Source organism: Paraburkholderia kururiensis JCM 10599 = LMG 19447 (assembly GCF_003986935.1).
Classification (GTDB): Bacteria; Pseudomonadota; Gammaproteobacteria; order Burkholderiales; family Burkholderiaceae; genus Paraburkholderia; species Paraburkholderia kururiensis.
In genome coordinates this window covers 60,524-84,105 of sequence record NZ_RJZE01000024.1, presented here as the reverse complement: position 1 = coordinate 84,105, position 23,582 = coordinate 60,524, and the positions used below count along the sequence as shown (strand labels likewise).

Below are 23,582 nucleotides of genomic sequence, written 5' to 3'. Positions count from 1 at the left end.
TCCCTTCCAAAAGGCAGGCCGCGGACGAAAAAAGAGGGTGTTTCACGTGAAACATGAAACACCCTCTCGATGCACCCACACGGCGCCGCTGCTCTCAGGGCAGCGAATGAACCACAGTCGACAACGGCTAAGCCGCCTTCCTCGTCAGCCCCAGATATGTCTCGATCACCTGCGGATTCTGCGCAAGCTCATTGGCCCGGCCTTCGAGCGCCATTTCGCCCGTCTCCAGCACGTACCCGTAATCCGAGATCTGGAGCGCGGCACGCGCGTTCTGTTCGATCAGCAAGGTCGCTACACCGGTCTGCCGCAGCGCGCTGATGATATGAAAAATCTCCTTCACGATCAGCGGGGCCAGGCCGAGACTCGGCTCATCGAGCATCAGCAGATCCGGCTTTCCCATCAGCGCGCGACCCACCGCCAGCATCTGACGCTCACCGCCGGACAGCGTACCGGCCGCCTGTCGCCGACGTTCCTTCAGCCGCGGAAACAGCGTGAAGACCGGTTCGAGCTGATCGAGCCATGCCTTTTCCCCCGCCCGCTTGCGGCGATAGGCACCCAGCAGGAGATTGTCCTCAACGGACATCGACGCGAACAGTTCCCGCTTCTCCGGCACGAGGCACATTCCACGGGCGACACGCTTTTCGATCGCCAGCGCGCCCACCTCTTCGCCCAGGTAGCGCACGTGTCCACTCGCGTGACCGCCCGTCGGCAGCGCGCCCATGATCGCGTTGAGCAGTGTTGACTTGCCGGCGCCGTTCGGGCCGATCACGGACACAATCTGCCCCGCGCCCACCTTGATCGCGGCCCGATGCAGCGCCTCCACCTTGCCGTACCGCGCGGACAGCCCATCGACTTCCAGCACCGGCACAGCGCCCGCTCCATTCTTCACCGCCATCATTCCACCCCGCCCAGATACGCTTCGAGCACCGCCGGATCCTTCTGCACGTCCGCGGGCAGCCCTTCCGCGATGCGCGTGCCGAATTCCATCACCACCAGCCGGTCGGTGAGGTTCATCACGAAGTCCATGTCGTGCTCGACGAGCAGCACACTCATGCCCTCTTCCTTGAGCTTGCGCAGCAGCGCGGCCAGCTGCTGCTTTTCCTGATATCGCAGGCCGGCCGCTGGTTCGTCGAGCAGCAGCAGCGTCGGATCGCAGCACAGCGCCCGCGCGATCTCGAGCACGCGCTGCTGGCCCAACGCGAGGCTCCCCGCCTCGTCGTACATGTGCCGCTCGAGGCCCACCCGGCGAAGCTGCCTTGCTGCCTCGTTCATCAGCCGCGCCTCTTCCGCAGCATTGAGCCGCGCAATGCTGCGCCACACGCCGGCATGGCCACGCAGATGCGCGCCGATCGCGACGTTCTCCAGCACCGTCATGCCCGGCAGCAGCTTGACGTGCTGGAACGTGCGCCCGATGCCACGCCTCACGATTTCACGTGAACTCAGCGCATCGATCCGTTCGCCGCGGAAGGTGATCTGGCCTGCCGTGGGCTGCAGCACGCCAGTGACGAGATTGAACGTGGTCGACTTCCCGGCGCCGTTCGGGCCGATCAGCCCGACGATCTGCCCTGCCTTCACCTCGAAACTCACGTCGTTCACCGCCACGAGCCCGCCGAACTGCTTGCGCGCCTTGTCGACGGTGAGCAGCAATTCGCCCGGCTCCGGTTTGCTGCGCTGCGGTAACGGCTCCGCGTGATCGGGAACGTGAGCGCGCGGACCGCGCGGGAAGAGCCGCGCCACGTACGGCCACACGCCGTGCCGCGCGTACTGGAGCAGCAGCACCATCAGCACGCCGAAGACGATGACCTCGAAATTGCCGTTCTCACCCAGCAGCCTCGGCAACAGCGTCTGCAGCCAGTCCTGCAACAACGTGAGGATGGCCGCGCCCAGCACCGCGCCCCAGACGTGCGACACGCCGCCCACCACCGCCATGAACAGGTACTCGATGCCGTGATTGAGCCCAAACGGCGTGGGATTCACCGCCCGCTGCAAGTGCGCGTAGAGGAACCCCGACACGGCAGCGAGCACGGCGGCATACACGAAGATCACGACGCGCATCCACGCCGTGTTCACGCCCATCGCCTCGGCCATGGCGCCGCCGCCTCGCAGCGCACGAATCGCCCGGCCCGGCCGGCTGTTAAGCAGATTCTGAACAGACACCACGGACGCCAGCACCACCACCCAGATCAGGTAGTAGATGTGCCGGCCCGACTCCAGATCGATGCCGAACACGTTCAGCACCGGAATGCCGTTGATGCCGTCGTACTTGCCGAGCATCTCCATGTTGCCGAACAGGAAGAACAGCGCGAGACCCCAGGCGATGGTGCCGAGCGGCAGAAAGTGGCCGGAAAGGCGCATCGTCACAGCGCCCAGCACGAGCGCAATAAGCGCCGTGAGCACGACACCGGCGATGAGCGCGAGCCACGGCGACACGCCGAACTGCGTCGTGAGATACGCGGTCGCATACGCGCCCACGCCCACGAACGCCGCCTGCCCGAAGCTCGTCATGCCGCCGATGCCCGTGAGCAGCACGAGCCCGATCGCCACGATCGCGTAGAGACCAATGTAGTTGAGCAGCGTGATCCAGTACTCCGGCACCCGCAGCGGATGCGGCAACACCGGAAGTGCAAACATCACAGCAAGAAACAGCCAGAAGAAGCGGTTGCGAATCATGCGTTTCATCGCGTCACTCCTCCTCTTCTTCGGTGTGCGGGCTCGCCAGACTGCGCCACAGCAACACGGGAATGATCAGCGTGAACACAATGACTTCCTTGTAGGCACTGGCCCAGAACGACGAATACGATTCGAGCAGCCCGACGAGCACCGAACCCGCGGCCGCCACGGGATAACTCACGAGCCCACCGATGATTGCCCCCACGAATCCCTTCAAGCCAATCAGGAAGCCCGAGTCGTAGTAGATGGTGGTGAGCGGTGCGACCAGGATGCCGCACAGCGCGCCCAGCCCGGCAGCGAGCGTGAACGCGAGGCGGCCCGCCTGCGTGGTGCCGATGCCGACCAGCCGCGCGCCGAGCCGGTTCACCGAAGTCGCCCGCAGCGCCTTGCCCGACACCGTGCGATCGAAATAGACGTACAGCCCGACGATCAGCACGATCGCGGTGCCGATCACCCACAAGCTCTGGCCCGTAATCGAGAGCGAACCCACGTTGAACGTAGCGTCCGAAAACGCGTTGGTGCGCGACCCTTCGGCGCCGAACATCACGAGCCCGAGGCCAACCATGGCGAAGTGCACGGCCACCGCGACGATCAGCAGCAACAAGGTCGTCGCCTCGGCAATCGGTTCGTACGCGAGGCGATACACGAACGGGCCCATCGGCACCACGATGGCGAGCGTCAACGCAATCTGCGCGAGCATCGGCAACTGCATGCCGAATGTGCCGCGCGTGATTGCGTAGACGGCAACGGGAAACAAGAGGTACTTGCCGGCGAGTGTCACGAGCGTACGCGCGAGCTGCGTACGTCGCTCGGGATGCCGCACGAGGCCGAGCATCTCGACGACGAAACACGCCGCACCCATCGCCATCAAGAGCCAGCACGTGGCGGGAAACTTCTGTGTCTGCAGCGCGGCGAGCGTGAGTGCGCCGTACGAAACGAACTCGCCCTGCGGAATGAAGATCACCCGCGTGACGGAAAACACCAGCACCAGTGCGAGCGCGAGCAGCGCGTAAATGGCGCCGGTCGTGATGCCGTCTTGCGCGAGGATCGCCGCAATTGATAGATCCATACTTCCTCTTCGTGTCTTTCTGGAATGCCTGAATCGGGGATGCGTAGATGGGTGGACGCGCAGCAAGGCGTGATGAACGCGCGGCCAACGCGCCATTGTGCTCGAACAGAACGACCTGGCGGCGACACGTGCGCAACGCATGGCGCGTCACGCTGGATGATGGAGCGTGCCGGTCACAACGACGAATCGCAACGACGACCGCCGCAGGGCATGGCGCCCTACGCGAGCGACACACTCACACACGCCCTTGCCCGCATCGCCGCCCGCGAGAAGCAGGACGCGCGCAACGCTCCGCGCCACGCGCGCGTCCCCGAAGTGCTGCCGATGTTGCCGATCTCGCTGATCCGAAGCCGCTTACTTGCCCTGCTGCAGCTTCCACTTGCCGCCGGAGATCTGCACGATCACGCGGGCACGTTCATCGAGGCCGTTGTGATCCGCCGACGTCGTGTTCATGATGCCGTGCGCCACCGGCAGATCCTTGAGGTTTTCGAGCGCGCTGCGCAGCGCTTCACGGAACTCGACGGTACCGGGCTGCGCCGTCTTCAGTGCCTCGGGAATCGCCCGTTGCAGCATCTGGCCAGCGTCCCATGCGTGGCCGCCGAACGTCGACACCGAACCCGCGCCATAGGCCTTCTCATACGCGTTCTTGTAGGCCTCGGAGGACTTCTTCACCGGGTTCGAATCGGGCAACTGGTCGGCGACGAGAATCGGCCCTGCGGGCAGCAGTTCGCCTTCGCAGTCCTTGCCGCAGACGCGCAGGAAGTCGTTGTTCGCAACGCCATGCGTCTGGTAGATGGCGCCCTTGTAGCCGCGCTCCTTGAGCGTCTTTGCCGGCAGTGCCGCTGGCGTACCCGAGCCCGCGATCAGCACCGCATCGGGGTTGGCCGCCATCAGCTTGAGCACCTGGCCCGTGACCGATGCATCGGTCCGGTTATAGCGCTCGTTGCCCACCACCTTCAGATGACGCGCGCCGGCCGCCGCGTTGAACACCGTGTACCAGCTCTCGCCGTACGCATCGGAGAAGCCGATGAAGCCCACCGTCTTCACGCCGTGCTGCTCCATGTACTGGGCGATTGCGTCGGCCATGAGGCTGTCGTTCTGCGGCGTCTTGAAGACCCACGCGCGCTTGGCGTCCATCGGCGAAACGATGGCGGCCGAGGCAGCCATCGAGATCATCGGCGTCTTCGCTTGCGACACCACGTCGATCATCGCGAGCGAGTTAGGCGTGACCGTGGAACCAATGATCGCGTCCACGTGGTCTTCGTCGATCAGCTTGTGCGTGTTCTGCACGGCGTGGCTCGTGTCGGATGCGTCGTCGAGCACGATGTACTGCACCGTCTTGCCGCCAATCTCTTTCGGCAACAACTCGATGGTGTTCTTCTCGGGAATGCCGAGCGATGCCGCCGGCCCCGTCGCCGACAGCGTGACGCCAATCTTCACCTGCGCGAACGCGCTGCTCGCGCTGAAGAGTGCGGCCGCTGCGAGCGTCGCCCCTACCCACTGTGTCCTCGTTTTCATCTGTGTCTCCAAACGCTTGTCTCTTGTTTCGTATCGTCCCGGCCCTTCGCGACGCGGCCGGCTTCTGAGTGTAGTGACGGGGTCCGCCCATGTGGACACATGGTTTTCCCTGTCGGGTGCATCTACGGCGAGCGCCGCTTCATGCGCGCGGCGCGAACAACAAAAAAGGCGCGTCCACTTGTCCGCGCCTTTGTTCGAAAGAGTCTGTTTGTGGTTGCCCCTGCCTCAGTCGCCTGCGAGCTTCCACTTGCCGCCCACGATCTGAACCATCACGCGCGCCCGCTGGTCGAGGCCCGCGTGGTCGGTGGCACTCATGTTGAAGATGCCATGTGACGCGGGAAGGTCTTTCGTGCTCTCCAGCGCCGCGCGCAGCCCCTCGCGAAAGGCTTTCGTGCCCGGCTGCCCCTGCTTGAGCGCAATGGGCACCGCGCGTTGCAGCAGCAGCCCCGCATCCCAGGCATGACCGCCGAAGGTCGAGATGGACCCGGCACCCCAGGCGCTTTCATAGGCCGCCTTGTACGTCAACGCCGCCTTCTTCGCCGGGTTCGATGCCGGCAACTGGTCGGCCACGAGCAGCGGGCCCGCGGGCAGATACGTGCCTTCGCAATCCTTGCCGCACACGCGCAGGAAGTCGTTGTTGGCCACGCCGTGCGTCTGGTAGTAGCGGCCCTTGTAGCCGCGCTCCTTGAGCGTCTTCTGCGGCAAGGCGGCCGGCGTGCCGGCGCCGGCGATCAGCACGGCATCGGGGTTCTGCGACATCATCCGCAACACTTGCCCGGTGACAGACGTGTCGTTGCGCGCGAACCGCTCGTTCGCCACGATGCGAATCTTCTTGAGTTCGGCGATCTTGCCGAACTCCTTGTACCAGCTCTCGCCATACGCGTCCGAGAAGCCGATGAACGCGACCGTCTTCACGCCGTGGTCGGCCATGTGCTGGGCGATGGCGGTGGCCATCAGAATGTCGTTCTGCGGCGTCTTGAAGACCCACGCGCGCTTCGCGTCCATGGGTTCCACGATGGAGGCCGCCGCGGCCATCGAGATCATCGGCGTGGACGTTTCGGCAGCAACGTCGATCATCGCCAGCGAGTTCGGCACGACAGTGGAACCGATCAACGCATCCACGTGATCTTCGCTCGTGAGCTTGCGTGCATTGCGTACGGCCTGAGTGGGATCGGTGGCATCGTCCAGCACGATGTAGTCGATCTTCTGGCCGGCAATTTCCTTCGGCAGCAGTTGAACCGTGTTCTTCTCCGGAATGCCGAGCGACGCCGCCGGACCCGTGGCAGACACCGTGACGCCGATCTTCACATCCGCCCACGCCGTCCCCGCCAGCATGGCCCCCGCTCCCGCCACCGCGCACGCCGCGCTTATCCACCGCACTGCCGCCAACATTGACGCTCCTCGCTTTTTCCTGCTTATTCGATTGAAATTCGCCCGAAAACCGCCTGGATGCGGTGGGCCAAATGGCGCCGCCTCTCCGCGGGAAATACCGCGCCGACCAGTTGTTTTAACGGCACATAAATGCCGACCAGGCGGTCGGCGAATGGCGAGTGTAGCGGACGCAAGCCATATGCGGCAAGCATTTGCAGGCGTCAGACAAATGAGAAAAAACCCGCGGCTTGTGTGCCAGAGGCTGTTTCCGAAGTTCGGGCAGGAAGAGAAAAACGGGCAGCCGTTTCAGGCCGTGAAGGGAAATAACGGGAAAACCAGCGGATGAAGCATGCGGATGGAAAAACCAATATAAAAAGCGCTGTTGGATTCCTATCCAACAGCGCTTTCCGTTTGGGCACTGAGTGCCTCATGTCTCCTCGTTCTCCACCTGCAAATTCGGTGCATCAGAACTGGGTGCAAGATTAAAGATGCACCGCCTTGCGGACAACTAGCATTTACCCTAGTGGTGCACTGCGGCACTCAATTGGGGCACATTGACACCGCAACGTTGCACGTGCGGCTCTGCCGGTGCGAAGCATCGCAGCACGTTCAGCGAAAAAACGTCGGGATACCGAAGCAATCGCGTAGCCCACACAAGCGCCAGATTGGCTATCGCTCAAGCCCGCAAGGGCCGCACGCGCGCCACGATCTCGCCGACAATTCCGCGCCGGAATGCCAGCACGCACGCAATGAAGATGAGCCCCGTGACGATGGTCGCCGACTCACCGAGCGAGCGGAACCAGTCGACGCCTGTCGCCGACGCAAGCGCCCCGCCGATCTCGCCCAGCCGATCGCCCAGCGAGACAATCAGCGCCGCGCCCAGCAATGGCCCGAACAGCGTGCCCATGCCGCCCACGAGCGTCATCAGGATGACGAGCCCCGACATGGTCCAGTACGCGTCGTCGAGCGTCTCGAAGCCGAGTACGACCACTTTCAACGCGCCTGCCAGACCTGCAATGCCCGCAGAGAGCACGAACGCGAGCAGCTTGAAGCGGTCCGTGTCGTAGCCGAGCGAAATGGCACGCGGCTCGTTCTCCTTGATGGCCACCAGAATCTGCCCGAACGGCGAGTGCACGATACGCACGATCAGCAGAAACGCGAGCACCATCACCACGAGCACCACGTAGTACAGCACCAGGTCCGAACTCAGCGACAGCAGCCCGAACAGCTTGCCGCGCGGCACGCCCTGCATGCCGTCCTCGCCGTGCGTGAAGGGTGCCTGCAGGAACACGAAATAAACCATCTGCGCGAGCGCGAGCGTGACCATTGCGAAGTAGATGCCCTGGCGGCGAATCGCAAAGAGCCCCACCACGAGCCCGAGCAGCGTGGCCGCCGCGGCGCCCGCGAGCACGCCGAGTTCCGGCGTGAGCCCGATCGACTGGATCGCGTAGCCCGCCACGTAACCCGAGCTGGCGAGAAACATCGCGTGGCCAAACGAAAGCAGCCCCGTGTAGCCGATCAACAGATTGAACGCCGCCGCAAAGAGCGCGAAGCACAGCACCTTCATTACGAAGACCGGATAAGCGCCCGCGAGCGGCGCCACGATCAGGCCCACGAGCAGCAGGACATAAAGCGCTTTTCTCTGCATCATCTTTCCTTGCCGAAGAGGCCAGCGGGACGAACCAGCAACACGATCGCCATGATGACGAACACCACGGTCGCCGACGCTTCCGGCCAGAACACGCGCGTGAAGCCTTCTATCACGCCCAGCAGCAAACCCGTCACGATGGACCCCATGATCGAGCCCATGCCACCGATCACGACCACCGCGAACACGGTGATGATCATGGGCTGCCCCATGAGCGGCGAAACCTGGATCACGGGCGCAGCGAGCACACCCGCAAACGCGGCCAACGCCACGCCGAAGCCATAGGTGAGCGTGACCATCATCGGTACGTTGATGCCGAAAGCCTCCACGAGCTTCGGGTTCTCGGTACCCGCACGCAGATACGCACCCAACCGCGTGCGCTCGATCACGAACCACGTCACGAAACACACCGTAAGCGAGGCCACCACGACCCACGCGCGATAGTTCGGCAGGAACATGAAGCCGAGGTTGGTCGCGCCCGAAAGCGCCGACGGCACGTCGTACGGCTGGCCCGACGAACCGTAGATGGAACGGAACACGCCCTCGATCACGAGCGTGAGGCCGAAGGTGAGCAAGAGCCCGTAGAGATGATCGAGCTTGTAGAGCCAGCGCAGCATGGACCGCTCGATCAGCATGCCGAATACGCCCACCAGCAGCGGCGAGAGCACGAGCATCGCCCAATACGGCACGTGGAAATACGCGAGCCCCATCCACGTGAGCATCGCTCCCAGCATGAACAGCGCGCCGTGGGCGAAGTTGATCACGTTGAGCAGCCCGAAGATCACAGCAAGGCCAAGGCTCAGGATCGCGTAGAACGAGCCGTTCACGAGTCCGAGCAACAACTGGCTCAGCATCGCCGGCAACGGAATGCCAAAGATTTCCATTGAACCTGTCGTCCAGATGAGATCGGCGCGAAGCGCGGTGCGGCGGCCTTTCGCCGCCGCACCGCGCTCACGTCCCTATTCCGTTACTTCACTGCCGTTACTTCCACAGCGCGCAGCGCGTCTCCTGCTTCGTCGTGAAGGCCTGCTCGCCCGGAATGGTGGCGACGATCTTGTAGTAGTCCCATGGCTCTTTCGATTCAGCCGGCGTCTTCACCTGCATGAGGTACATGTCGTGGATCATGCTGCCGTCCTGACGCACGTAGCCCTTCGCGTAGAAGTCGTCGATCTTCTGCTTCTTGAGCTGCGCCATCACCTTGTCCGAGTCCGTGGAGCCCACGGCCTGCACGGCCTTCAGGTACGTCATCGTGGCGGAGTAGTCGGCGGCCTGCAGGCTCGACGGCATCTTCTTCATCTTGTCGAAGTAGCGCTGGGCCCACTGGCGCGAAGCCGCGTCCTTGTTCCAGTACCAGCTGTCGGTCAACACAAGGCCTTGCGTGGTTTCGAGGCCGAGGCTGTGGATGTCGTTGATGAAGATGAGCAGCGCCGCAAGCTTCATCGTCTTGGTGATGCCGAATTCCTTGGCCGCCTTGATCGAGTTGATCGTGTCGCCGCCCGCGTTCGCGAGGCCCAGAATCTGCGCCTTCGACGATTGCGCCTGCAACAGGAACGACGAAAAGTCCGACGCCGACAGCGGATGCCGTACGTCGCCCAGCACCTGGCCGCCGTTGGCCTTCACCACGTCGGCGGTGTTCTTTTCGAGCGCCTTGCCGAACGCGTAGTCCGCCGTGAGGAAGAACCACGTCTTGCCGCCCTGCTTCGTCACGGCCGAGCCCGTGCCTTTCGCGAGCGCCGTCGTGTCGTACGCATAGTGGATGGTGTACGGCGTACATTGCTCGTTGGTGAGCGTGTCCGCCCCCGCGCCGATGCTGATGTACACCTTGTGCTTCTCGCCCGCAACCTGGTTCATCGAGAGCCCGGTGGCCGAGTTCGTGCCGCCGATCAGCATGTCTACGCCGTCGCGGTCGAACCATTCGCGCGCACGCGAGGCCGCGATGTCAGCCTTGTTCTGATGGTCCGCGTAGACCACCTGAATCGGCTTGCCGTTCACCTTGCCGCCGAAGTCGGCCACCGCCATGCGGATGGCCTCGAGACCCCCCTGGCCGTCGATGTCCGCATAGAGTCCCGACATGTCCGTGATGAAGCCGATCTTCACCGCGTCGTCGGCTGCCCGCGCGTTGCCGGCCGCGAACGCGGCACACATCGCAGCTGCGATGCCGATCGACGTAAAGCGCGCGAGAGTCCTGTTCTTCTTCATTCCTGTCTCCTTCATTCGTTGCGTTGTGGTTGTGCGAAGCAATCAGGCGGCGCGCCCGGCACGCGGGTGTCGCCGTGAAGCGGGTTTCGGTTCAGACGCCGAGCAGATCGTGCAGCACGGGCATCTTGCTTTCGAGTTCGGCAGCGCCGAAATGCTCGACGATGCGGCCATGCTCCATCACGTAGAAGCGGTCCGCGAGCGGCGCCGCGAACCGGAAGTTCTGCTCGACCATCACGATGGTGTAACCGCGCGCCTTGAGCGCGACGATCATGCGTGCAAGCGTCTGCACGATGACTGGCGCCAAGCCCTCCGATATCTCGTCGAGCAGCAGCAGATTCGCGCCCGTGCGCAGGATGCGCGCCACTGCGAGCATCTGTTGCTCGCCGCCGGAGAGACGCGTGCCCTGGCTCTGCCGACGCTCCTTGAGATTCGGAAACATCTGGTAGATCTCGTCGAGCGACATCGTGTGCGCGTGCCGGCTCACGGGCGGCGGCAACAGCAGGTTCTCTTCGCACGAGAGGCTCGAAAAAATGCCGCGCTCTTCGGGGCAGTAGCCCACGCCGCAATGCGCGATGCGATGCGTCGCCATGCCGATGGTTTCGCGGCCACCAATCTGGATGGAGCCCGTGCGGCGACCCGTGAGGCCCATGATGGCGCGCAGCGTGGTTGTGCGGCCCGCGCCGTTGCGGCCGAGCAGCGTCACCACTTCGCCGCGTCCCACGGTGAGGTCCACGCCGTGCAGGATGTGCGATTCGCCGTACCAGGCTTGCAGGCCCGCAATGGCGAGCGCGGGCGTGCTTTCGGCCGCGCCGCTCACTTCCGTGTTCTCGCGTTCGGTCACGGTGTTCATGCGTGTGCTCCCGCAAGCGCTGCGTCGGCGCTGCCCATGTAGGCCTGCATCACGAGCGGGTTTTTCGAGACCTCCGCGTAAGCGCCCTCGGCGAGCACCTCGCCGCGTTGCAGGACCGTGATCGTGTCCGAGATGCCGGCAATCACATTCATGTTGTGTTCCACCATCAGAATCGTGCGGCCCGCCGATACTTTTTTGATCAGCGCGGTCACACGATCCACGTCCTCGTGTCCCATGCCTTGCGTGGGCTCGTCGAGCAACATGAGTTCAGGTTCCATCGCGAGCGTGGTGGCTATTTCGAGAGCGCGCTTGCGACCGTAGGCAAGTTCTACCGTGCGCACATCGGCGAAATCGGTCAGGCCGACCTGCGCGAGCAGATCCATTGCGCGGTCGTCGAGTTCACGCAGCGTGCGTTCGCTGCGCCAGAAATGGAACGCGGTGCCGAGCGTGCGCTGCAACCCCACGCGCACGTTCTGCAATGCCGTCAAATGCGGAAATACCGCGGAAATCTGAAACGACCGGATGATGCCGCGCCGCGCGATCTGCGCGGGGCGTTCACGCGTGATGTCGATGCCGTTGAATACGATCTGCCCCGCGCTGGGTTCGAGAAATTTGGTGAGCAGGTTGAAGCACGTTGTTTTGCCCGCGCCGTTCGGGCCGATGAGTGCATGAATCGTGCCGCGACGCACGCGCAGGTTCACGCCGTTGACGGCCGTGAAGCCCTTGAATTCCTTCGTGAGTCCGCGCGTCTCCAGAATCGTGTCGCCGAGAATCATGTCCTCTTCCATGCGAATTAAGGCGAAGTCTTGTAGACACTTCGCGCACCGGATTGCGCGAACGCGTGATGACGACCGCACCCCCGTATCGGCCGTGGCGCAGTGCAGGGCTGCGGATGGCAGCGTGGGGCACCGTGCGGCATGGCGCCATTGTCTCGCCAATGATGCAGCGCAATCATAGGGATTTGCACTTAGGGCCTCGTGCGTATTTCACGCGCGTGAAATGCGCGCTGCCGCGTCGTCATGCAACGGACATCGGCACGCCTGCGCTCGTCTTTTCATCCCGCCCCGCGAGTCGGGCGCGACGATCGGCGCGCAGCATGTCGCTCGCGCGCTCCGCGATCATGAGCGTGGGCGAATTGGTGTTGCCCGATGTGATGACGGGCATCACCGATGCATCCACCACACGCAGCCCTTCCACGCCGCGCACACGCAAGCGGCTGTCCACTACCGCGCCGGGATCGTCGGCGGTGCCCATGCGGCAGGTGCCTACCGGATGAAAGATCGTGGTGCCCACGTTGCCTGCGGCGTCCTGCAATTCTTCTTCGGTCTGATACGCGAGACCGGGCAGGATTTCGTGCGGACGATATGGAGCGAGCGCGGGCGCGGCCGCGATACGCCGCGTGAGTCGAAGCGCGTTGACCGCGACGTGACGGTCGTAGTCGGTGGAAAGATAATTGGGCGCGATGGCCGGTGCCACGGCGGCATCGGGCGAGGCAATATGAATGCTGCCGCGCGAAGTGGGCCGCAAATGGCACACCGACGCCGTGAACGCGTTGAAGCGATGCAGCGGTTCACCGAAACGATCGAGCGAGAGAGGCTGCACGTGATATTCGAGATCGGGCCGTGTGAGCGACCCGTCGGATGGATCCGACTTCGCGAACGCACCGAGTTGTGACGGAGACATCGCCATGGGGCCGCTCTGGAACAGCGCGTACTGCATGCCGATCATCAGCTTGCCCCACCAGTGAGCGGAGGCCGTGTTGAGCGTGCGCACGTGCTGCACGCGAAACGCCATACGCAACTGGAGATGGTCCTGCAGGTTCTCGCCCACACCGCGCAAATCGTGCACGACATCGATACCCAACCCTTGCAGCCGCGCACCGTTACCCACGCCCGACAGTTCGAGCAACTGCGGCGAGTTCACAGCACCTGCACTTAGCACCACTTCGCAACGCGCCTTTGCTATGTAGCTCACGCCATCGCCGCGATATTCCACGCCGACGCAGCGCTTGCCCTCGAACACCACGCGCTCGGTGAGCGCACCTGTGATGATGGTGAGATTGGGCCGCTTCATCGCGGGACGCAGAAACGCCTTCGATGCATTCCAGCGAATGCCGCGCTTCTGGTTCACCTCGAAGTAGCCGACGCCGCTGTTGTCGCCGCGATTGAAGTCGTCGGTGGCGGGAATGCCGGTTTGCTGTGCGGCGTCGGCGAACGCTTCGAGAATCTTCCACTTGAGGCGCTGCCGTTCGACGCGCCATTCGCCGCCTTCGCCGTGCCACGTATTCGCGCCGCCGTGATGGTCCTCGCTGCGGCGAAACACGGGCAGCACAGCATCCCACGACCATGACGCGTCGTTCGTGATGCGCGCCCACTCGTCGTAGTCTTCGCGCTGACCGCGCATGTAGATCATGCCGTTGATCGACGAGCTTCCACCCAGCACGCGGCCACGCGGATACGAAAGCGACCGGCCATTGAGACCCGCTTCGGCCTGCGTCTTGTAGAGCCAGTCCGTGCGCGGATTGCCGATGCAGTAGAGGTAGCCCACCGGCACATGAATCCAGTGGTAGTCGTCTTTACCGCCGGCTTCGAGCAGCAGCACGGAAACGTCGGGGTCTTCCGTAAGCCGGTTGGCGAGCACGCAGCCCGCGGTGCCCGCGCCCACGATCACGTAGTCGAATTCGCCTTCGAGCCGGCGCGGCTCGCCGCGACCTGCTGCCGTCGCTTTGGTCTGGTCCATCGTGTGTTGTCTCCTCCGTTGCGCTGCATTTTGCTGCGGCGCACCTTCGTAATCGGCATGGCGCGGGTATCTGTCCCACCTTCGCATTGCCGACGGTTCGCCAAGCGTAGCGGCGAAACCGCGGGGCAATCCAATGAGTTATGCTCAACTGCCATATAAGGCGCACTCATATCAGGAATATGGACCTGACCTTGCTCCGGGCCTTTGTCACCGTGGCGCGCGAGGGCAATCTCACGCGTGCCGCCGTGCATCTGCACCTCACCCAGCCCGCCGTGAGCCTGCAGATCAAGAACCTTCAGGAGACGCTCGGCGTGTCGCTCTTCACGCGCACGTCGCACGGGCTCGCACTCACGCGCGACGGCCAGGCGCTGCTGCCGCACGCGGAGCGCGCGCTCGCCGCGGCCGGCGACGTGCAGCGCGCGGCCGCCACGCTGCGCCACGAAGTGCGCGGGAGGCTGCGCATCGGCACGATCCTGGACCCGGAATTCCTGCGGCTCGGCGGCTTCCTGAAACCGCTCGTGGAAACATGGCCGCAGATCGAAACCGCGCTGCGGCACGGCATGTCGGGCTGGGTACGGGAGCAGGTGCGCTCGCGCGAGCTCGACGTCGGCTATTACATCGGACTGCCCGACGAAGACGAGCCGCGCGACGGCAGCGCGTTTCATGCCGTCACGCTCACGCACTTTCAATATCGGGTGCTCGCGCCCGCAGGCTGGAAAGACCGCGTGCGCGGTATCCACGACTGGCGTGGCCTCGCCGCGTTGCCGTGGATCTGGACGCCGCCCGCGTCGGCGCATAACCGGCTGCTCACGCGCTGCTTCGCCGAAGCCGGCGTCACGCCGGTGAAGGTGGCCGAAGTGGACCAGGAGCCCTCCATGCTCGACCTCGTGAAATCGGGCGTTGGCCTCTCGCTCGCGCGCGACGCCACGGCACTCGCCGAGGCGCACGCACACGCGCTGACCATCGTGGAAGGCATCACCGTGCCCACGCAACTCACCTTCATCACGCTTGCGGCACGTGCAGAGGAGCCCGCCATCGCGCCCGCGCTCAAGCTGATCGAGGCGCAATGGGCGATATGAGCGCCACTCATGACGTACGACGACGTGACGAATTTGCGCCGTAACGCCACGGTCACACGGTTTTTGCTAGATTCGGATTTCGCGTTTCCGTCCCTGGCTTGAATCGATGGCTTGCATCGCGCCAGGGTGGCTGTTTCTTTCCGGCGGCGCCGCGTTGCCTTTGCACGGCCAGCGGCGCCGTTGCTGTTTCATCGACAGACAGGAGCTTCAGCATGGCACGCAACATCGAGATCAAAGCCCGCGCCCGTGACTTCGAACAGTTGCGCGAGCGCGCTGCGCAGTTGACGCCCGAAGCACCGCTCATCTTCCGTCAGCAGGACTTCTTCTACGACGTGCCGCGCGGCCGTCTCAAGCTGCGCCAGTTCGACGACGGCACGCCCGCCGAGTTGATCTTCTATCAGCGCGACGATCGCGACGGCCCCAAGGCGTCGTACTACACGCGCAGCCCCGTCACCAATCCCGAGGCCATGCACGCGCTGCTCGCAACGGCACTCACGACGCGCGGCATCGTCACGAAGGAGCGTCACGTCTACCTGGTGGGACGCACGCGCATTCATCTCGATCGCGTGGACGGACTGGGCGATTTCGTGGAACTGGAAGTGGTGCTGGGACCGGACGACGACGAGGAAGGCGGCGAAGCGGAGGCGCACGCGGTATTCGCGAAGCTCGGCGTGCCGGAAGCGGATCTCGTGGCCGTGGCTTACGTGGATCTGCTCAATGCGGCCGACGACAAACCTGAGTTGGGCGAGCCGCTCATCGTCGCCTGATGCTGATGCGCGGCACGTGGCACAGCAAAACGCGATGACGCTCGCACCGGCGCGATCCTGATCTTTGATTCCCGATCCCGGATGGGTCGCGCCGTTCGCGCTTCATGCGCTCAGGCCGCGGAAAGTCCCGGTCCCAGGTGCGCGAGCGGCAGCGGGCCGTTGCGCTTGAACGTAGCAAGCACGATGTTCGAGCGCACGCTGTCCACGCCCGGCACGCGCATGAGTTTCTTCATGACGAACGAGGAAAGCGCATTGAGGTCGGGCGCCACGATCCGCAGCAGATAGTCGGCCTCGCCCACAACGGCGTGGCATTCCAGCACTTCGGGCAGCATGTCGATCTGCTGCTGAAACTGCTCGATGATCGAATCGCCGTGGTGCTTGAGCTTGAGGCTCGTGAACGCCGTCACGCCAAGGCCGAGCTTCTCGGGCCGCAGCACGACGCGGTAACCGTCGATCACGCCCACCGCCTCGAGCCGCTGCAACCTCCGCCCGATCTGCGAGGGCGACAGCGGAATCTGCTCGCCGAGTTGCTGATGGGTGGCGCGTCCATAGCGTTGCAAGACCTCGAGAAGCGCGAGATCGAAGTGATCCAGTTCAAGCATGAACGTTCTCCGCGTTTCGTGACTGCTTTTCGCATGAGTATTGCATAAAGCAGCAAGACGTCGCAGAGCAGTGCACCGGCAGCGGAACGCAGACGGAAGGCGGTCCGGCGACATGCGGGCATCCGTGGAAAAATAGCCGGACGCTCAGCTTCTCTCACGACCCACCCACGAGAGGTGACACGATGATCCACAAGCTCACTTCCGAGGAACGCGCCAGCCAGTTCCCGCAGCTCGACGGCTGGCAGGCCATGGCCGGCCGCGACGCCATCCAGCGGAAATTGCGCTTCGCCGACTTCAACGAGGCCTTTGGCTTCATGACGCGCGTCGCCATCAAAGCCCAGGAGATGGACCATCACCCCGAATGGTTCAACGTCTACAACCGGGTCGAGATCACGTTATCCACGCACGAGGCGAGCGGCATCACCGAGCGCGACATCCTCATGGCGAAGTTCATCGATTCGATCGCGAAAGGCGCGCAGCCCGATTGAGCGAGGCGACCGCGGGAAACGCAAATGGAGGCCAAAAAACGCCGCGGGTGAAAGGATATTGCAGGACAACCGCCATTGGGCCTTCAGTTCGTGCGCCCAATATTAAGGCGAACGTAAGTTTCCCAGGCTTCGCGTGCCAAAGGCTCCAGCGCATCCAGCGATACGGCGTTCCGACGCTGTACAATCAGCAGCGCATACGGCTTGGAGAGCGCGCTTGCCTCCTTGCACAAGGTAAGCTCGTCGCCAAAGGAAGGCGAACGGCTGCGCCAAAAGTTGATCGCGGCTTCCAGTTCGTTGATCGTAATTTCGGACATGTCTCTCGTGATCATCCGGGCACCGCACGCTACCCAGCGTGCTTCCTGTGCATCCGCGCGCCGGCGAACCGCGTGCCTGACAAGCTAACCCATTGTAATTGAGCGAATCCCATGCGACTCCTTCTCATCGAAGACGACCGCCCTATCGCACGCGGCATCCAGAGTAGCCTCGAACAAGCCGGCTTCACGGTCGACATGGTCCACGATGGCATCTTCGCCGAACAGGCGCTCACACAGAACCGCCACGAACTCGTGATTCTCGATCTGGGCCTGCCCGGCATCGACGGCATGACGCTGCTCTCGCGCTTCCGTCAGAGCAATCGCCACACGCCCGTGATCGTGCTCACGGCGCGCGACGAATTGAACGACCGCGTTCAGGGCCTGAATTCCGGCGCCGACGACTACATGCTGAAGCCCTTCGAGCCCGCCGAACTCGAAGCGCGCATTCGTGCCGTCATGCGCCGCAGCGGTCCGCACGGCGACGTGCCGCGCCCCGAAGTGTCGCTGGGCGGCGTGCGTCTGTCGGGCGTGGACCGCCGCATCTTCAACGACGACAAGCCGCTCGAACTCTCGCCGCGCGAATTCGCCGTGCTCGAAATGCTGTTGCTGCGCCACGGCCGCGTGGTCAGCAAGGCCCAGTTGCAGGATCACCTCACGCATTTCGGCGGCGACCTCGGCGACACCGCGATCGAGGTCTACGTGCACCGCGTGCGCAAGAAGCTCGAAAACTGCCGCGTCGAAATCGTGACCGTGCGCGGCTTCGGCTATCTCCTCCAGGAGATTCGCCAGGCTTCGTAACGAAGCCGCGAAGGCCGTGCGAGCCGAATCACCGGTTCGCACGGCACATCATCTTTTTCGGCAGGTCCGATCATGCCCCACCCGGCCGCGAACAGTCTGAGGCGCACGCTGCTGCGCCGTCTCGCTGCGCCGCTCTCGCTGCTCGCGCTCATGAGCGGACTCATCGCGTACTGGCTCGCGTGGCAATACACGCAGCACGTCGTGGACCGCTCGCTCGCCGACCTGGCGACCGCTATTTCCAGACAGATCCAGATTGCGGGCCGCGACGCGCCCATTACCGTTCCACCGCTCGCGCAGGCGATGTTCTCTGACCCGGTGGAACATCTCGTGTACCGCATCAGCGACGGCACCAGGGAAATCGCCGGCGACCCGTCGCTGCCGCTGCGGGGCACGAACATTACGCGCATGCACTTCGCGTACGTCTTCGAGACGCAGCACAACGGCATTGGCGTACGCGTCGCGCAGGTGCGGGTTGAACAGCCGCACGGCAATCCGATCGTCGTGGAAGTGGGTCAGCCGGTGCGTCACCGCTTTCGTATTGCCGCCGAGTTTCTCGTGGCGATCATGATGCCGCTGCTGCTGTTGCTGTTCGCGGGCTGGGCCATCGTCTGGCGCGTGGTGAACCAGCAGCTCAATCCGCTCACGGATCTGGCCGATTCGCTGAACCGGCAAACGCATACGTCGCTCGAGCCCGTCGACGAAACCTACGTACCCCTTGAGATCCGACCGCTCACAGGCGCGCTCAACGCGCTGCTCGGCCGCCTCAAAACCGCTCTCGACGCACAGCGCAAGTTCATTGCCGACGCCGCCCATCAATTGCGCACGCCGCTCACGGCCGTGAAGCTGCACGCGGAGCAGGCCGTGGTCGCACGCGACCCGCAACAGGTGCAGGCAGCGGTGCGCGAGCTGCGCGCAGCGGCAGACCGCGCGGTGCGTCTCTCCAACCAGTTGCTTTCGCTTGCGCGCGCCGAGCCCGGCGAGCAGGCTGCGCGCTTCGTCAATATCGATTTCGCCGCACTCGCGTTCGAAACCGGTGCCGAGTGGGTGCCGCGCGCTCTCGCCGTGCAGGTGGACCTCGGTTTCCAGCGACTCGACGACCCGGCGAACGATCATCCGCTACTCGTACGCGGCAACCCTGTGCTGTTACACGAGGTGGTGGCGAACCTGCTCGACAACGCGTTGAAGTACGCACCGCCCGCGCGTCTGGATGGCGGACGCATCACCGTGACGGTGACGCAGCTGCAGACCGACGGCGTGGCGATGGCCGAAATCGCTGTGGAAGACAATGGACCGGGCGTACCGAAAACCCAGCAGGCCGACCTGTTCAAGCGTTTCTTCCGCGGCGACGGTCAGAGCGACTCCGGCGTGGATGGCGGCGCGGGCCTCGGCCTCGCGATCGTCCACGACATCATGAAGTTGCACCGCGGCACCGTGCACTACGAGGACGCGCCGGAAGGCGGCGCACGCTTCGTCGTTCGTGTGCCGCTGGCGCCGCAAGCGCCCGCTACGGAAAGCACGCGCGCCACGAGCGACCACAGTGCCGAGGCAAAAAAATCGGCGCACCAGGCGCCGATCGACATGTAATTCCAGGGGCCGCTGCCTTACTTCTTTTTCTTCTTTGCAGACTTGCCCTCGCCCTTGCCGCCCTTCTTCGTCTTCTCGGGCGGCGCGAGCATCGTGCCGCGACACTTGCGGGCGCCGCACCGGCATTCGTACTCGCGCTGAAGCTTCTTCGTCTGACGCGCGTCGATCACAAGGCCATAGTCGTAGAACAGCTCTTCGCCCGCGGCGATGTCGCGCAGTGCCTCGATGTAGACGTGACCGTCGATCTCTTCGGCCTCGCAGTTAGGCGCGCACGAATGGTTGATCCAGCGCGCGCTGTTGCCGTTCACCTTGCCGTCGATCACGTCGCCGCTTTCCAGCGCGAAATAGAACGTGTGATTCGGTTCTGCCGGATTGTGCGGATGACGCCGCAGGGCTTCCTTCCACGAGATCCGTTCGCCCTTGTATTCGATCAGGCGCTCGCCGGCTGCAATCGGTTCGAGGGCGAACACCCCTTTGCCGTGCACACCCGACTGGCGCACGGCGAACCTGCGTGAACTCATTGAATGAATCCTTGTGAAGAACGGGAAGTGGACATTCCGGCGGCAAACCTCGCGTTAGCCGCTGCCGGCGCGCGATATGCCGCGGCATTTCTCAGGCGCGAATAGCAAACGCGGCGCCCCCGAGGCGCCGCGTCATCCGCCGTAGCGCACATCGCGCCACAAACGGCATCGTACACGCTTGATACGGATTCGTTCAACCTGCCAAATAGCGGGCGGCTAACGCTGGCCGAACGAAATGTCGCCGAACAGTGCCTTCTGCTCGCGCGGCTGCGAACGCCAGTATTGCGGCGGCGCCTGTACGGTGGCGCCCAATTGTGCCGCCGCGTGCCACGGCCAGCGCGGATCGTAGAGCATGGCGCGCGCCATGGCGACGAGATCCGCGTCGCCTTCTTCGACAAGGCGACTGGCGTGCTGCGCATCGGTGATCAGCCCGACGGCAATGGTCGTAAGGCCCGTCGCCTTCTTGACCTCGCGCGCAAACGGAACCTGGTAGCCGGGTTCGAGCGGAATCTTCTGCAGCGGCGAGACGCCGCCCGAGGAGACATCGATCCAGTCGGCGCCGCGTCGCTTCAACTCGTGGGCAAAGGCGATCGTGTCTTCCAGCGACCAGCCACCGTCCACCCAGTCGGTTGCAGACACGCGCACGCCAACCGGTCTGTCGGCCGGAAACTGCGCACGCACGATGTCGAAGATTTCGAGCGGGAAGCGCATGCGGTTTTCGCGCGAGCCGCCGTATTCGTCGGTGCGCTGGTTGGCGAGCGGCGAGAGGAACTGGTGCAGCAGATAACCGTGAGCGGCGTGCACTTCGATGGCGTCGATACCGAGTCGGGCCGCACGCCGCGTCGCCGCCGCGAATGCCTCGCGCACGCGCGCAAGACCCGCGGCATCGAGCGCGAGCGGCGACGCCTCGCCTTCCTTGTGCGGAACCGGCGAGGGTGCGTGAGGCTGCCAGCCGCCTTCAGCCACCGGAATCAGCTGGCCGCCTTCCCACGGCACGTGACTCGATGCCTTTCGCCCCGCGTGCGACAGCTGCATCGCGACGCGAATGGGCGAATGCTTGCGGATGGCCGCGAGCACCGGCTTGAGGGCCGCTTCGGTGGCGTCGTCCCACAAGCCCAGATCGGCGGGCGTGATGCGTCCGTCGGGTTCGACTGCGGTCGCTTCGATGCAGAGCATGCCGGCCCCAGAGAGCGCCAGTTGCCCGAGATGGATCATGTGCCAGGCGGTTGCTTCGCCACGTTCCGCGGAGTATTGGCACATCGGCGAAACGACGATGCGATTCGGAAGCGTCACGCCACGCAGCGTGATGGGGGTGAACAGCGCGCTCATGGACTCTCTCGTCAGACGATGACAGGAGCGGTCGAGAATAGCATGCGGGTTTTATCGGTGCAGGCAGGCTGCACGCGGCGCGCGGCGGCCGAAAGAAGGTGAACGCGTTGCCTTTCTTGCCGACGTCTGCTCACGCCCCGCGGCTTCGCTTCAACCCTTTGCTTTGGCACTCATCGTGGCATCCACCTGGTCGAGCCACTCGCCGAACATCTGACGCGCAGCCGCTTCGAGCCGCGGACCGAAGCGCGCCGTGTCGGCACGCAACTGATTGACGTCGATGCCATGTGACGCGAGTTCGCCGGCATACCCGACGAGCCAGGGCTCGAACCGGTCCGTGCGAATTTCGGGGTGGCACTGGAGACCGAGCACGTGGTCGCCCCACACGAACGCCTGATTCTCACAGACCGGCGTGGAGGCAAGCCGCGTGGCGCCTTGCGGCAGGTCGAACGTGTCGCCGTGCCAGTGCAGCATCGAGGTATGGGCGCCGTCGAGATGACGAAGCGGCGAGGCGCGGCCCGCGTCGGTGAGCGTAAGCGGCGACCAGCCAAGTTCCGTGCGGCCGGCCGGATAGACCCGGGCGCCGAGCACCCGCGCAATCAACTGCGCGCCCAGACAGATGCCGAGCGTCGGCAGTCCAGCAGCAATGCGCTTTTCGACCATCGCGGCAAGCGGCGCGAGCGTGGGGTAATGCGCGTCGTCGCAGGCGTTGATCGGACCGCCCAGTATCACCATCAACGACGACGTGACGGGATTCGGCGCCTCGATGCGCGCAAAGCCCACGTCGAGATAGCGTACGAGACGCCCGCGGTCCCCAAGCACGAGTTCGAGACTGCCCAGATCCTCGAAGTACACATGGCGTACGGCCAACACTTCGCGATTCATCGCCGCTTCCCCGCTTCACGTTCACGCTTCACACAGGCCACGCGGAATACCGCAGACCTCGAATGGGCAAAAACACGCGCAAAGCGCGGCGCACCTGGCAGGGACGGCGGTTCACGTCCCCGGGCACAGCGGAAGCGCCGCAGGCGGGCCGTTCCGTTTCCGGAGGGCGCTTCAGCCCTGCTGCGCGAAGATCTTCCAGATCTTCTTCTGCGTACCGGCGTCGGCCTCATCGTACGCGCCGCAGTCCAGCCGCAGGTCCGTGTCGACAAGCGCGAGGTTGAGCGCGCCGCAGCGATGCGGTGCCTTCTTCGGATTCCTGCTTGCTTCGAGGTGCTCGCACGTCAGGCACATGCGGTGTGCCGGAATGTGCGCCTGCACTTCGAGCTGGCGGATGGTCTTGAGCAGCGTGCGATAGAACGTGATCTGCTCGTCGTCGCGCAGCGTACTCACTGCCTTCGCGAGAAAATCCGGCCATTGCGCCGCGCGTTTGGCCGCCGTGCGGCCACGCGTGGTGAGGCGCACCGCCAGCGCGCGGCCGTCGTCCAGCGCACGGCGCTTTTCGACCAGCCCCTTGTTTTCGAGCGTGCTCACCGCGTCGCTCGTCGTGGCGGCGGTGAGCGCGGTTTCGCGCGCAATCTCGCCGAGCCGCATCGGGCCCTTGCGCTGCATCAGCAAAACGAGAATCTCGCCTTGCGTGGGGGTCAACCCCGCTCCTTCTGCCCATTCCCATGCCTGACTCCGCATGGCCGTACTCAGCCGCAACAGGCTGTGGGTCACACGCCCGGTCGGCAGTTCTCCGTAAACGCCTTCGCTCATAGTCTTTCGCTGGTTATTGACAGCTCGCGCTGTATCGTCGGCCGCCAGTTGCGCCGGCAACCTGTGGGGAAGGACGGCTTCATCGGGATACTGTCCCGTCTTCCCGTCCCGGAAACGCCATTTCAAAAATGTCCCGCTCCGTTGCACTGTCGCCGGGTAACAAGGCGCCGCGCCTCGGGGCCGCGCGAGCCATCTGCTTACGCGTGTGGGGCTTGCCGCAATCATTCACGCTGCGGCAAAGCGACATTCTATGCGAGAGCGCCCAATCGCACAGCTAAGTTATCCCGACGAGGCTGTGGATAATGCGTTGAAAACGGCCGGGATTGCGTGTGCGCGGT

The 23,582-nt window shown here is 64.1% G+C and carries 23 protein-coding genes; 5 read left to right on the top strand and 18 right to left on the bottom strand.

Annotated features, from left to right (window positions below; genetic code table 11):
• Nucleotides 1-127 precede the first annotated feature (127 nt).
• The 11 genes from PKKP23_RS25845 to PKKP23_RS25795 form a co-directional block, all read right to left on the bottom strand.
• Nucleotides 128-895, bottom strand: coding sequence for an ABC transporter ATP-binding protein (locus PKKP23_RS25845; protein ID WP_126879002.1), 768 nt, complete (start codon nt 893-895; stop codon nt 128-130).
• A complete protein-coding gene (locus PKKP23_RS25840) occupies nt 895-2,679 on the bottom strand; it encodes a branched-chain amino acid ABC transporter ATP-binding protein/permease (protein WP_126878979.1) in 1,785 nt (594 codons plus the stop codon). Before PKKP23_RS25840 ends, PKKP23_RS25845 begins: the two co-directional genes overlap by 1 nt.
• Nucleotides 2,680-2,683: 4 nt before the next feature.
• Nucleotides 2,684-3,739 (bottom strand): branched-chain amino acid ABC transporter permease, encoded by a 1,056-nt coding sequence (locus tag PKKP23_RS25835; protein WP_017772256.1) that lies wholly within the window; start codon nt 3,737-3,739, stop codon nt 2,684-2,686.
• A 354-nt stretch (nt 3,740-4,093) separates the two neighbouring features.
• On the bottom strand, nt 4,094-5,257 hold the full coding sequence (locus PKKP23_RS25830) for an ABC transporter substrate-binding protein (protein ID WP_126878978.1): 1,164 nt from the start codon (nt 5,255-5,257) through the stop codon (nt 4,094-4,096).
• Between the two features lie 225 nt (nt 5,258-5,482).
• Nucleotides 5,483-6,649: an ABC transporter substrate-binding protein gene (locus PKKP23_RS25825; protein WP_026120938.1), complete on the bottom strand. Its 1,167-nt coding sequence runs from the start codon at nt 6,647-6,649 to the stop codon at nt 5,483-5,485.
• A 655-nt stretch (nt 6,650-7,304) separates the two neighbouring features.
• Nucleotides 7,305-8,276 carry a branched-chain amino acid ABC transporter permease gene (locus PKKP23_RS25820; RefSeq protein WP_017772259.1) on the bottom strand — a complete coding sequence of 324 codons (972 nt, stop codon included), beginning with the start codon at nt 8,274-8,276 and terminating at the stop codon, nt 7,305-7,307.
• Nucleotides 8,276-9,160, bottom strand: a complete 885-nt coding sequence (locus tag PKKP23_RS25815; protein ID WP_126878977.1) for a branched-chain amino acid ABC transporter permease — start codon at nt 9,158-9,160, stop codon at nt 8,276-8,278. Before PKKP23_RS25815 ends, PKKP23_RS25820 begins: the two co-directional genes overlap by 1 nt.
• Nucleotides 9,161-9,257: 97 nt before the next feature.
• Nucleotides 9,258-10,475, bottom strand: coding sequence for an ABC transporter substrate-binding protein (locus tag PKKP23_RS25810; RefSeq protein ID WP_017772261.1), 1,218 nt, complete (start codon nt 10,473-10,475; stop codon nt 9,258-9,260).
• Nucleotides 10,476-10,566: 91 nt separating this feature from the next.
• A complete protein-coding gene (locus tag PKKP23_RS25805) occupies nt 10,567-11,325 on the bottom strand; it encodes an ABC transporter ATP-binding protein (RefSeq protein WP_017772262.1) in 759 nt (252 codons plus the stop codon).
• Entirely contained in the window at nt 11,322-12,101 is a 780-nt protein-coding gene (locus tag PKKP23_RS25800) for an ABC transporter ATP-binding protein (RefSeq protein ID WP_126878976.1), read from the bottom strand. The genes PKKP23_RS25805 and PKKP23_RS25800 overlap by 4 nt, the downstream gene beginning before the upstream one ends.
• Nucleotides 12,102-12,342: 241 nt before the next feature.
• Nucleotides 12,343-14,064, bottom strand: a complete 1,722-nt coding sequence (locus tag PKKP23_RS25795) for a GMC family oxidoreductase (protein ID WP_126878975.1) — start codon at nt 14,062-14,064, stop codon at nt 12,343-12,345.
• Nucleotides 14,065-14,243: 179 nt separating this feature from the next.
• Here PKKP23_RS25795 and PKKP23_RS25790 point away from each other — a divergent pair, with 179 nt between their 5' ends.
• Entirely contained in the window at nt 14,244-15,143 is a 900-nt protein-coding gene (locus PKKP23_RS25790; protein ID WP_126878974.1) for a LysR family transcriptional regulator, read from the top strand.
• A 52-nt stretch (nt 15,144-15,195) separates the two neighbouring features.
• Here PKKP23_RS25790 and PKKP23_RS33810 read toward each other — a convergent pair whose 3' ends face one another.
• Nucleotides 15,196-15,357, bottom strand: coding sequence for a hypothetical protein (locus PKKP23_RS33810; protein WP_161978143.1), 162 nt, complete (start codon nt 15,355-15,357; stop codon nt 15,196-15,198).
• On the opposite strand from PKKP23_RS33810, the gene PKKP23_RS25785 reads away from it, so the two are divergent.
• Nucleotides 15,356-15,910 carry a class IV adenylate cyclase gene (locus PKKP23_RS25785; RefSeq protein WP_017772266.1) on the top strand — a complete coding sequence of 185 codons (555 nt, stop codon included), beginning with the start codon at nt 15,356-15,358 and terminating at the stop codon, nt 15,908-15,910. The genes PKKP23_RS33810 and PKKP23_RS25785 overlap by 2 nt on opposite strands.
• A 110-nt stretch (nt 15,911-16,020) precedes the next feature.
• On the opposite strand, the gene PKKP23_RS25780 is transcribed toward PKKP23_RS25785, so the two are convergent.
• On the bottom strand, nt 16,021-16,512 hold the full coding sequence (locus tag PKKP23_RS25780) for an Lrp/AsnC family transcriptional regulator (RefSeq protein WP_017772267.1): 492 nt from the start codon (nt 16,510-16,512) through the stop codon (nt 16,021-16,023).
• 182 nt (nt 16,513-16,694) lie between these two features.
• Here PKKP23_RS25780 and PKKP23_RS25775 point away from each other — a divergent pair, with 182 nt between their 5' ends.
• Nucleotides 16,695-17,000, top strand: coding sequence for a 4a-hydroxytetrahydrobiopterin dehydratase (locus PKKP23_RS25775; protein WP_126878973.1), 306 nt, complete (start codon nt 16,695-16,697; stop codon nt 16,998-17,000).
• Between the two features lie 83 nt (nt 17,001-17,083).
• On the opposite strand, the gene PKKP23_RS25770 is transcribed toward PKKP23_RS25775, so the two are convergent.
• A complete protein-coding gene (locus PKKP23_RS25770; protein ID WP_126878972.1) occupies nt 17,084-17,314 on the bottom strand; it encodes a DUF3717 domain-containing protein in 231 nt (76 codons plus the stop codon).
• Nucleotides 17,315-17,425: 111 nt separating this feature from the next.
• On the opposite strand from PKKP23_RS25770, the gene PKKP23_RS25765 reads away from it, so the two are divergent.
• The gene (locus PKKP23_RS25765) at nt 17,426-18,112 is read left to right on the top strand and encodes a response regulator transcription factor (RefSeq protein WP_017772270.1); all 687 of its coding nucleotides are present in this window, start codon (nt 17,426-17,428) and stop codon (nt 18,110-18,112) included.
• Nucleotides 18,113-18,184: 72 nt separating this feature from the next.
• Entirely contained in the window at nt 18,185-19,696 is a 1,512-nt protein-coding gene (locus PKKP23_RS25760; RefSeq protein ID WP_026120941.1) for a sensor histidine kinase, read from the top strand.
• Between the two features lie 17 nt (nt 19,697-19,713).
• On the opposite strand, the gene PKKP23_RS25755 is transcribed toward PKKP23_RS25760, so the two are convergent.
• The 4 genes from PKKP23_RS25755 to PKKP23_RS25740 form a co-directional block, all read right to left on the bottom strand.
• On the bottom strand, nt 19,714-20,217 hold the full coding sequence (locus PKKP23_RS25755; protein ID WP_017772272.1) for an SET domain-containing protein: 504 nt from the start codon (nt 20,215-20,217) through the stop codon (nt 19,714-19,716).
• A 216-nt stretch (nt 20,218-20,433) separates the two neighbouring features.
• Nucleotides 20,434-21,546 carry an NADH:flavin oxidoreductase/NADH oxidase gene (locus PKKP23_RS25750; protein WP_126878971.1) on the bottom strand — a complete coding sequence of 371 codons (1,113 nt, stop codon included), beginning with the start codon at nt 21,544-21,546 and terminating at the stop codon, nt 20,434-20,436.
• Between the two features lie 150 nt (nt 21,547-21,696).
• Complete coding sequence (locus PKKP23_RS25745) at nt 21,697-22,428, bottom strand: glutamine amidotransferase (protein ID WP_126878970.1); 732 nt, start codon at nt 22,426-22,428, stop codon at nt 21,697-21,699.
• Between the two features lie 171 nt (nt 22,429-22,599).
• Nucleotides 22,600-23,244, bottom strand: a complete 645-nt coding sequence (locus PKKP23_RS25740; RefSeq protein ID WP_126878969.1) for a MarR family winged helix-turn-helix transcriptional regulator — start codon at nt 23,242-23,244, stop codon at nt 22,600-22,602.
• Between the last annotated feature and the right edge of the window lie 338 nt (nt 23,245-23,582).

Bases quoted from the DNA above. Each gene is read 5' to 3' on its own strand.
- PKKP23_RS25845 (WP_126879002.1), bottom strand. From the start codon at position 895: ATGGCGGTGAAGAATGGAGCGGGCGCTGTGCCGGTGCTGGAAGTCGAT.
- PKKP23_RS25840 (WP_126878979.1), bottom strand. From the start codon at position 2,679: ATGAAACGCATGATTCGCAACCGCTTCTTCTGGCTGTTTCTTGCTGTG.
- PKKP23_RS25835 (WP_017772256.1), bottom strand. From the start codon at position 3,739: ATGGATCTATCAATTGCGGCGATCCTCGCGCAAGACGGCATCACGACC.
- PKKP23_RS25830 (WP_126878978.1), bottom strand. From the start codon at position 5,257: ATGAAAACGAGGACACAGTGGGTAGGGGCGACGCTCGCAGCGGCCGCA.
- PKKP23_RS25825 (WP_026120938.1), bottom strand. From the start codon at position 6,649: ATGTTGGCGGCAGTGCGGTGGATAAGCGCGGCGTGCGCGGTGGCGGGA.
- PKKP23_RS25820 (WP_017772259.1), bottom strand. From the start codon at position 8,276: ATGCAGAGAAAAGCGCTTTATGTCCTGCTGCTCGTGGGCCTGATCGTG.
- PKKP23_RS25815 (WP_126878977.1), bottom strand. From the start codon at position 9,160: ATGGAAATCTTTGGCATTCCGTTGCCGGCGATGCTGAGCCAGTTGTTG.
- PKKP23_RS25810 (WP_017772261.1), bottom strand. From the start codon at position 10,475: ATGAAGAAGAACAGGACTCTCGCGCGCTTTACGTCGATCGGCATCGCA.
- PKKP23_RS25805 (WP_017772262.1), bottom strand. From the start codon at position 11,325: ATGAACACCGTGACCGAACGCGAGAACACGGAAGTGAGCGGCGCGGCC.
- PKKP23_RS25800 (WP_126878976.1), bottom strand. From the start codon at position 12,101: ATGATTCTCGGCGACACGATTCTGGAGACGCGCGGACTCACGAAGGAA.
- PKKP23_RS25795 (WP_126878975.1), bottom strand. From the start codon at position 14,064: ATGGACCAGACCAAAGCGACGGCAGCAGGTCGCGGCGAGCCGCGCCGG.
- PKKP23_RS25790 (WP_126878974.1), top strand. From the start codon at position 14,244: ATGGACCTGACCTTGCTCCGGGCCTTTGTCACCGTGGCGCGCGAGGGC.
- PKKP23_RS25785 (WP_017772266.1), top strand. From the start codon at position 15,356: ATGGCACGCAACATCGAGATCAAAGCCCGCGCCCGTGACTTCGAACAG.
- PKKP23_RS33810 (WP_161978143.1), bottom strand. From the start codon at position 15,357: ATGCTGAAGCTCCTGTCTGTCGATGAAACAGCAACGGCGCCGCTGGCC.
- PKKP23_RS25780 (WP_017772267.1), bottom strand. From the start codon at position 16,512: ATGCTTGAACTGGATCACTTCGATCTCGCGCTTCTCGAGGTCTTGCAA.
- PKKP23_RS25775 (WP_126878973.1), top strand. From the start codon at position 16,695: ATGATCCACAAGCTCACTTCCGAGGAACGCGCCAGCCAGTTCCCGCAG.
- PKKP23_RS25770 (WP_126878972.1), bottom strand. From the start codon at position 17,314: ATGTCCGAAATTACGATCAACGAACTGGAAGCCGCGATCAACTTTTGG.
- PKKP23_RS25765 (WP_017772270.1), top strand. From the start codon at position 17,426: ATGCGACTCCTTCTCATCGAAGACGACCGCCCTATCGCACGCGGCATC.
- PKKP23_RS25760 (WP_026120941.1), top strand. From the start codon at position 18,185: ATGCCCCACCCGGCCGCGAACAGTCTGAGGCGCACGCTGCTGCGCCGT.
- PKKP23_RS25755 (WP_017772272.1), bottom strand. From the start codon at position 20,217: ATGAGTTCACGCAGGTTCGCCGTGCGCCAGTCGGGTGTGCACGGCAAA.
- PKKP23_RS25750 (WP_126878971.1), bottom strand. From the start codon at position 21,546: ATGAGCGCGCTGTTCACCCCCATCACGCTGCGTGGCGTGACGCTTCCG.
- PKKP23_RS25745 (WP_126878970.1), bottom strand. From the start codon at position 22,428: ATGAATCGCGAAGTGTTGGCCGTACGCCATGTGTACTTCGAGGATCTG.
- PKKP23_RS25740 (WP_126878969.1), bottom strand. From the start codon at position 23,244: ATGAGCGAAGGCGTTTACGGAGAACTGCCGACCGGGCGTGTGACCCAC.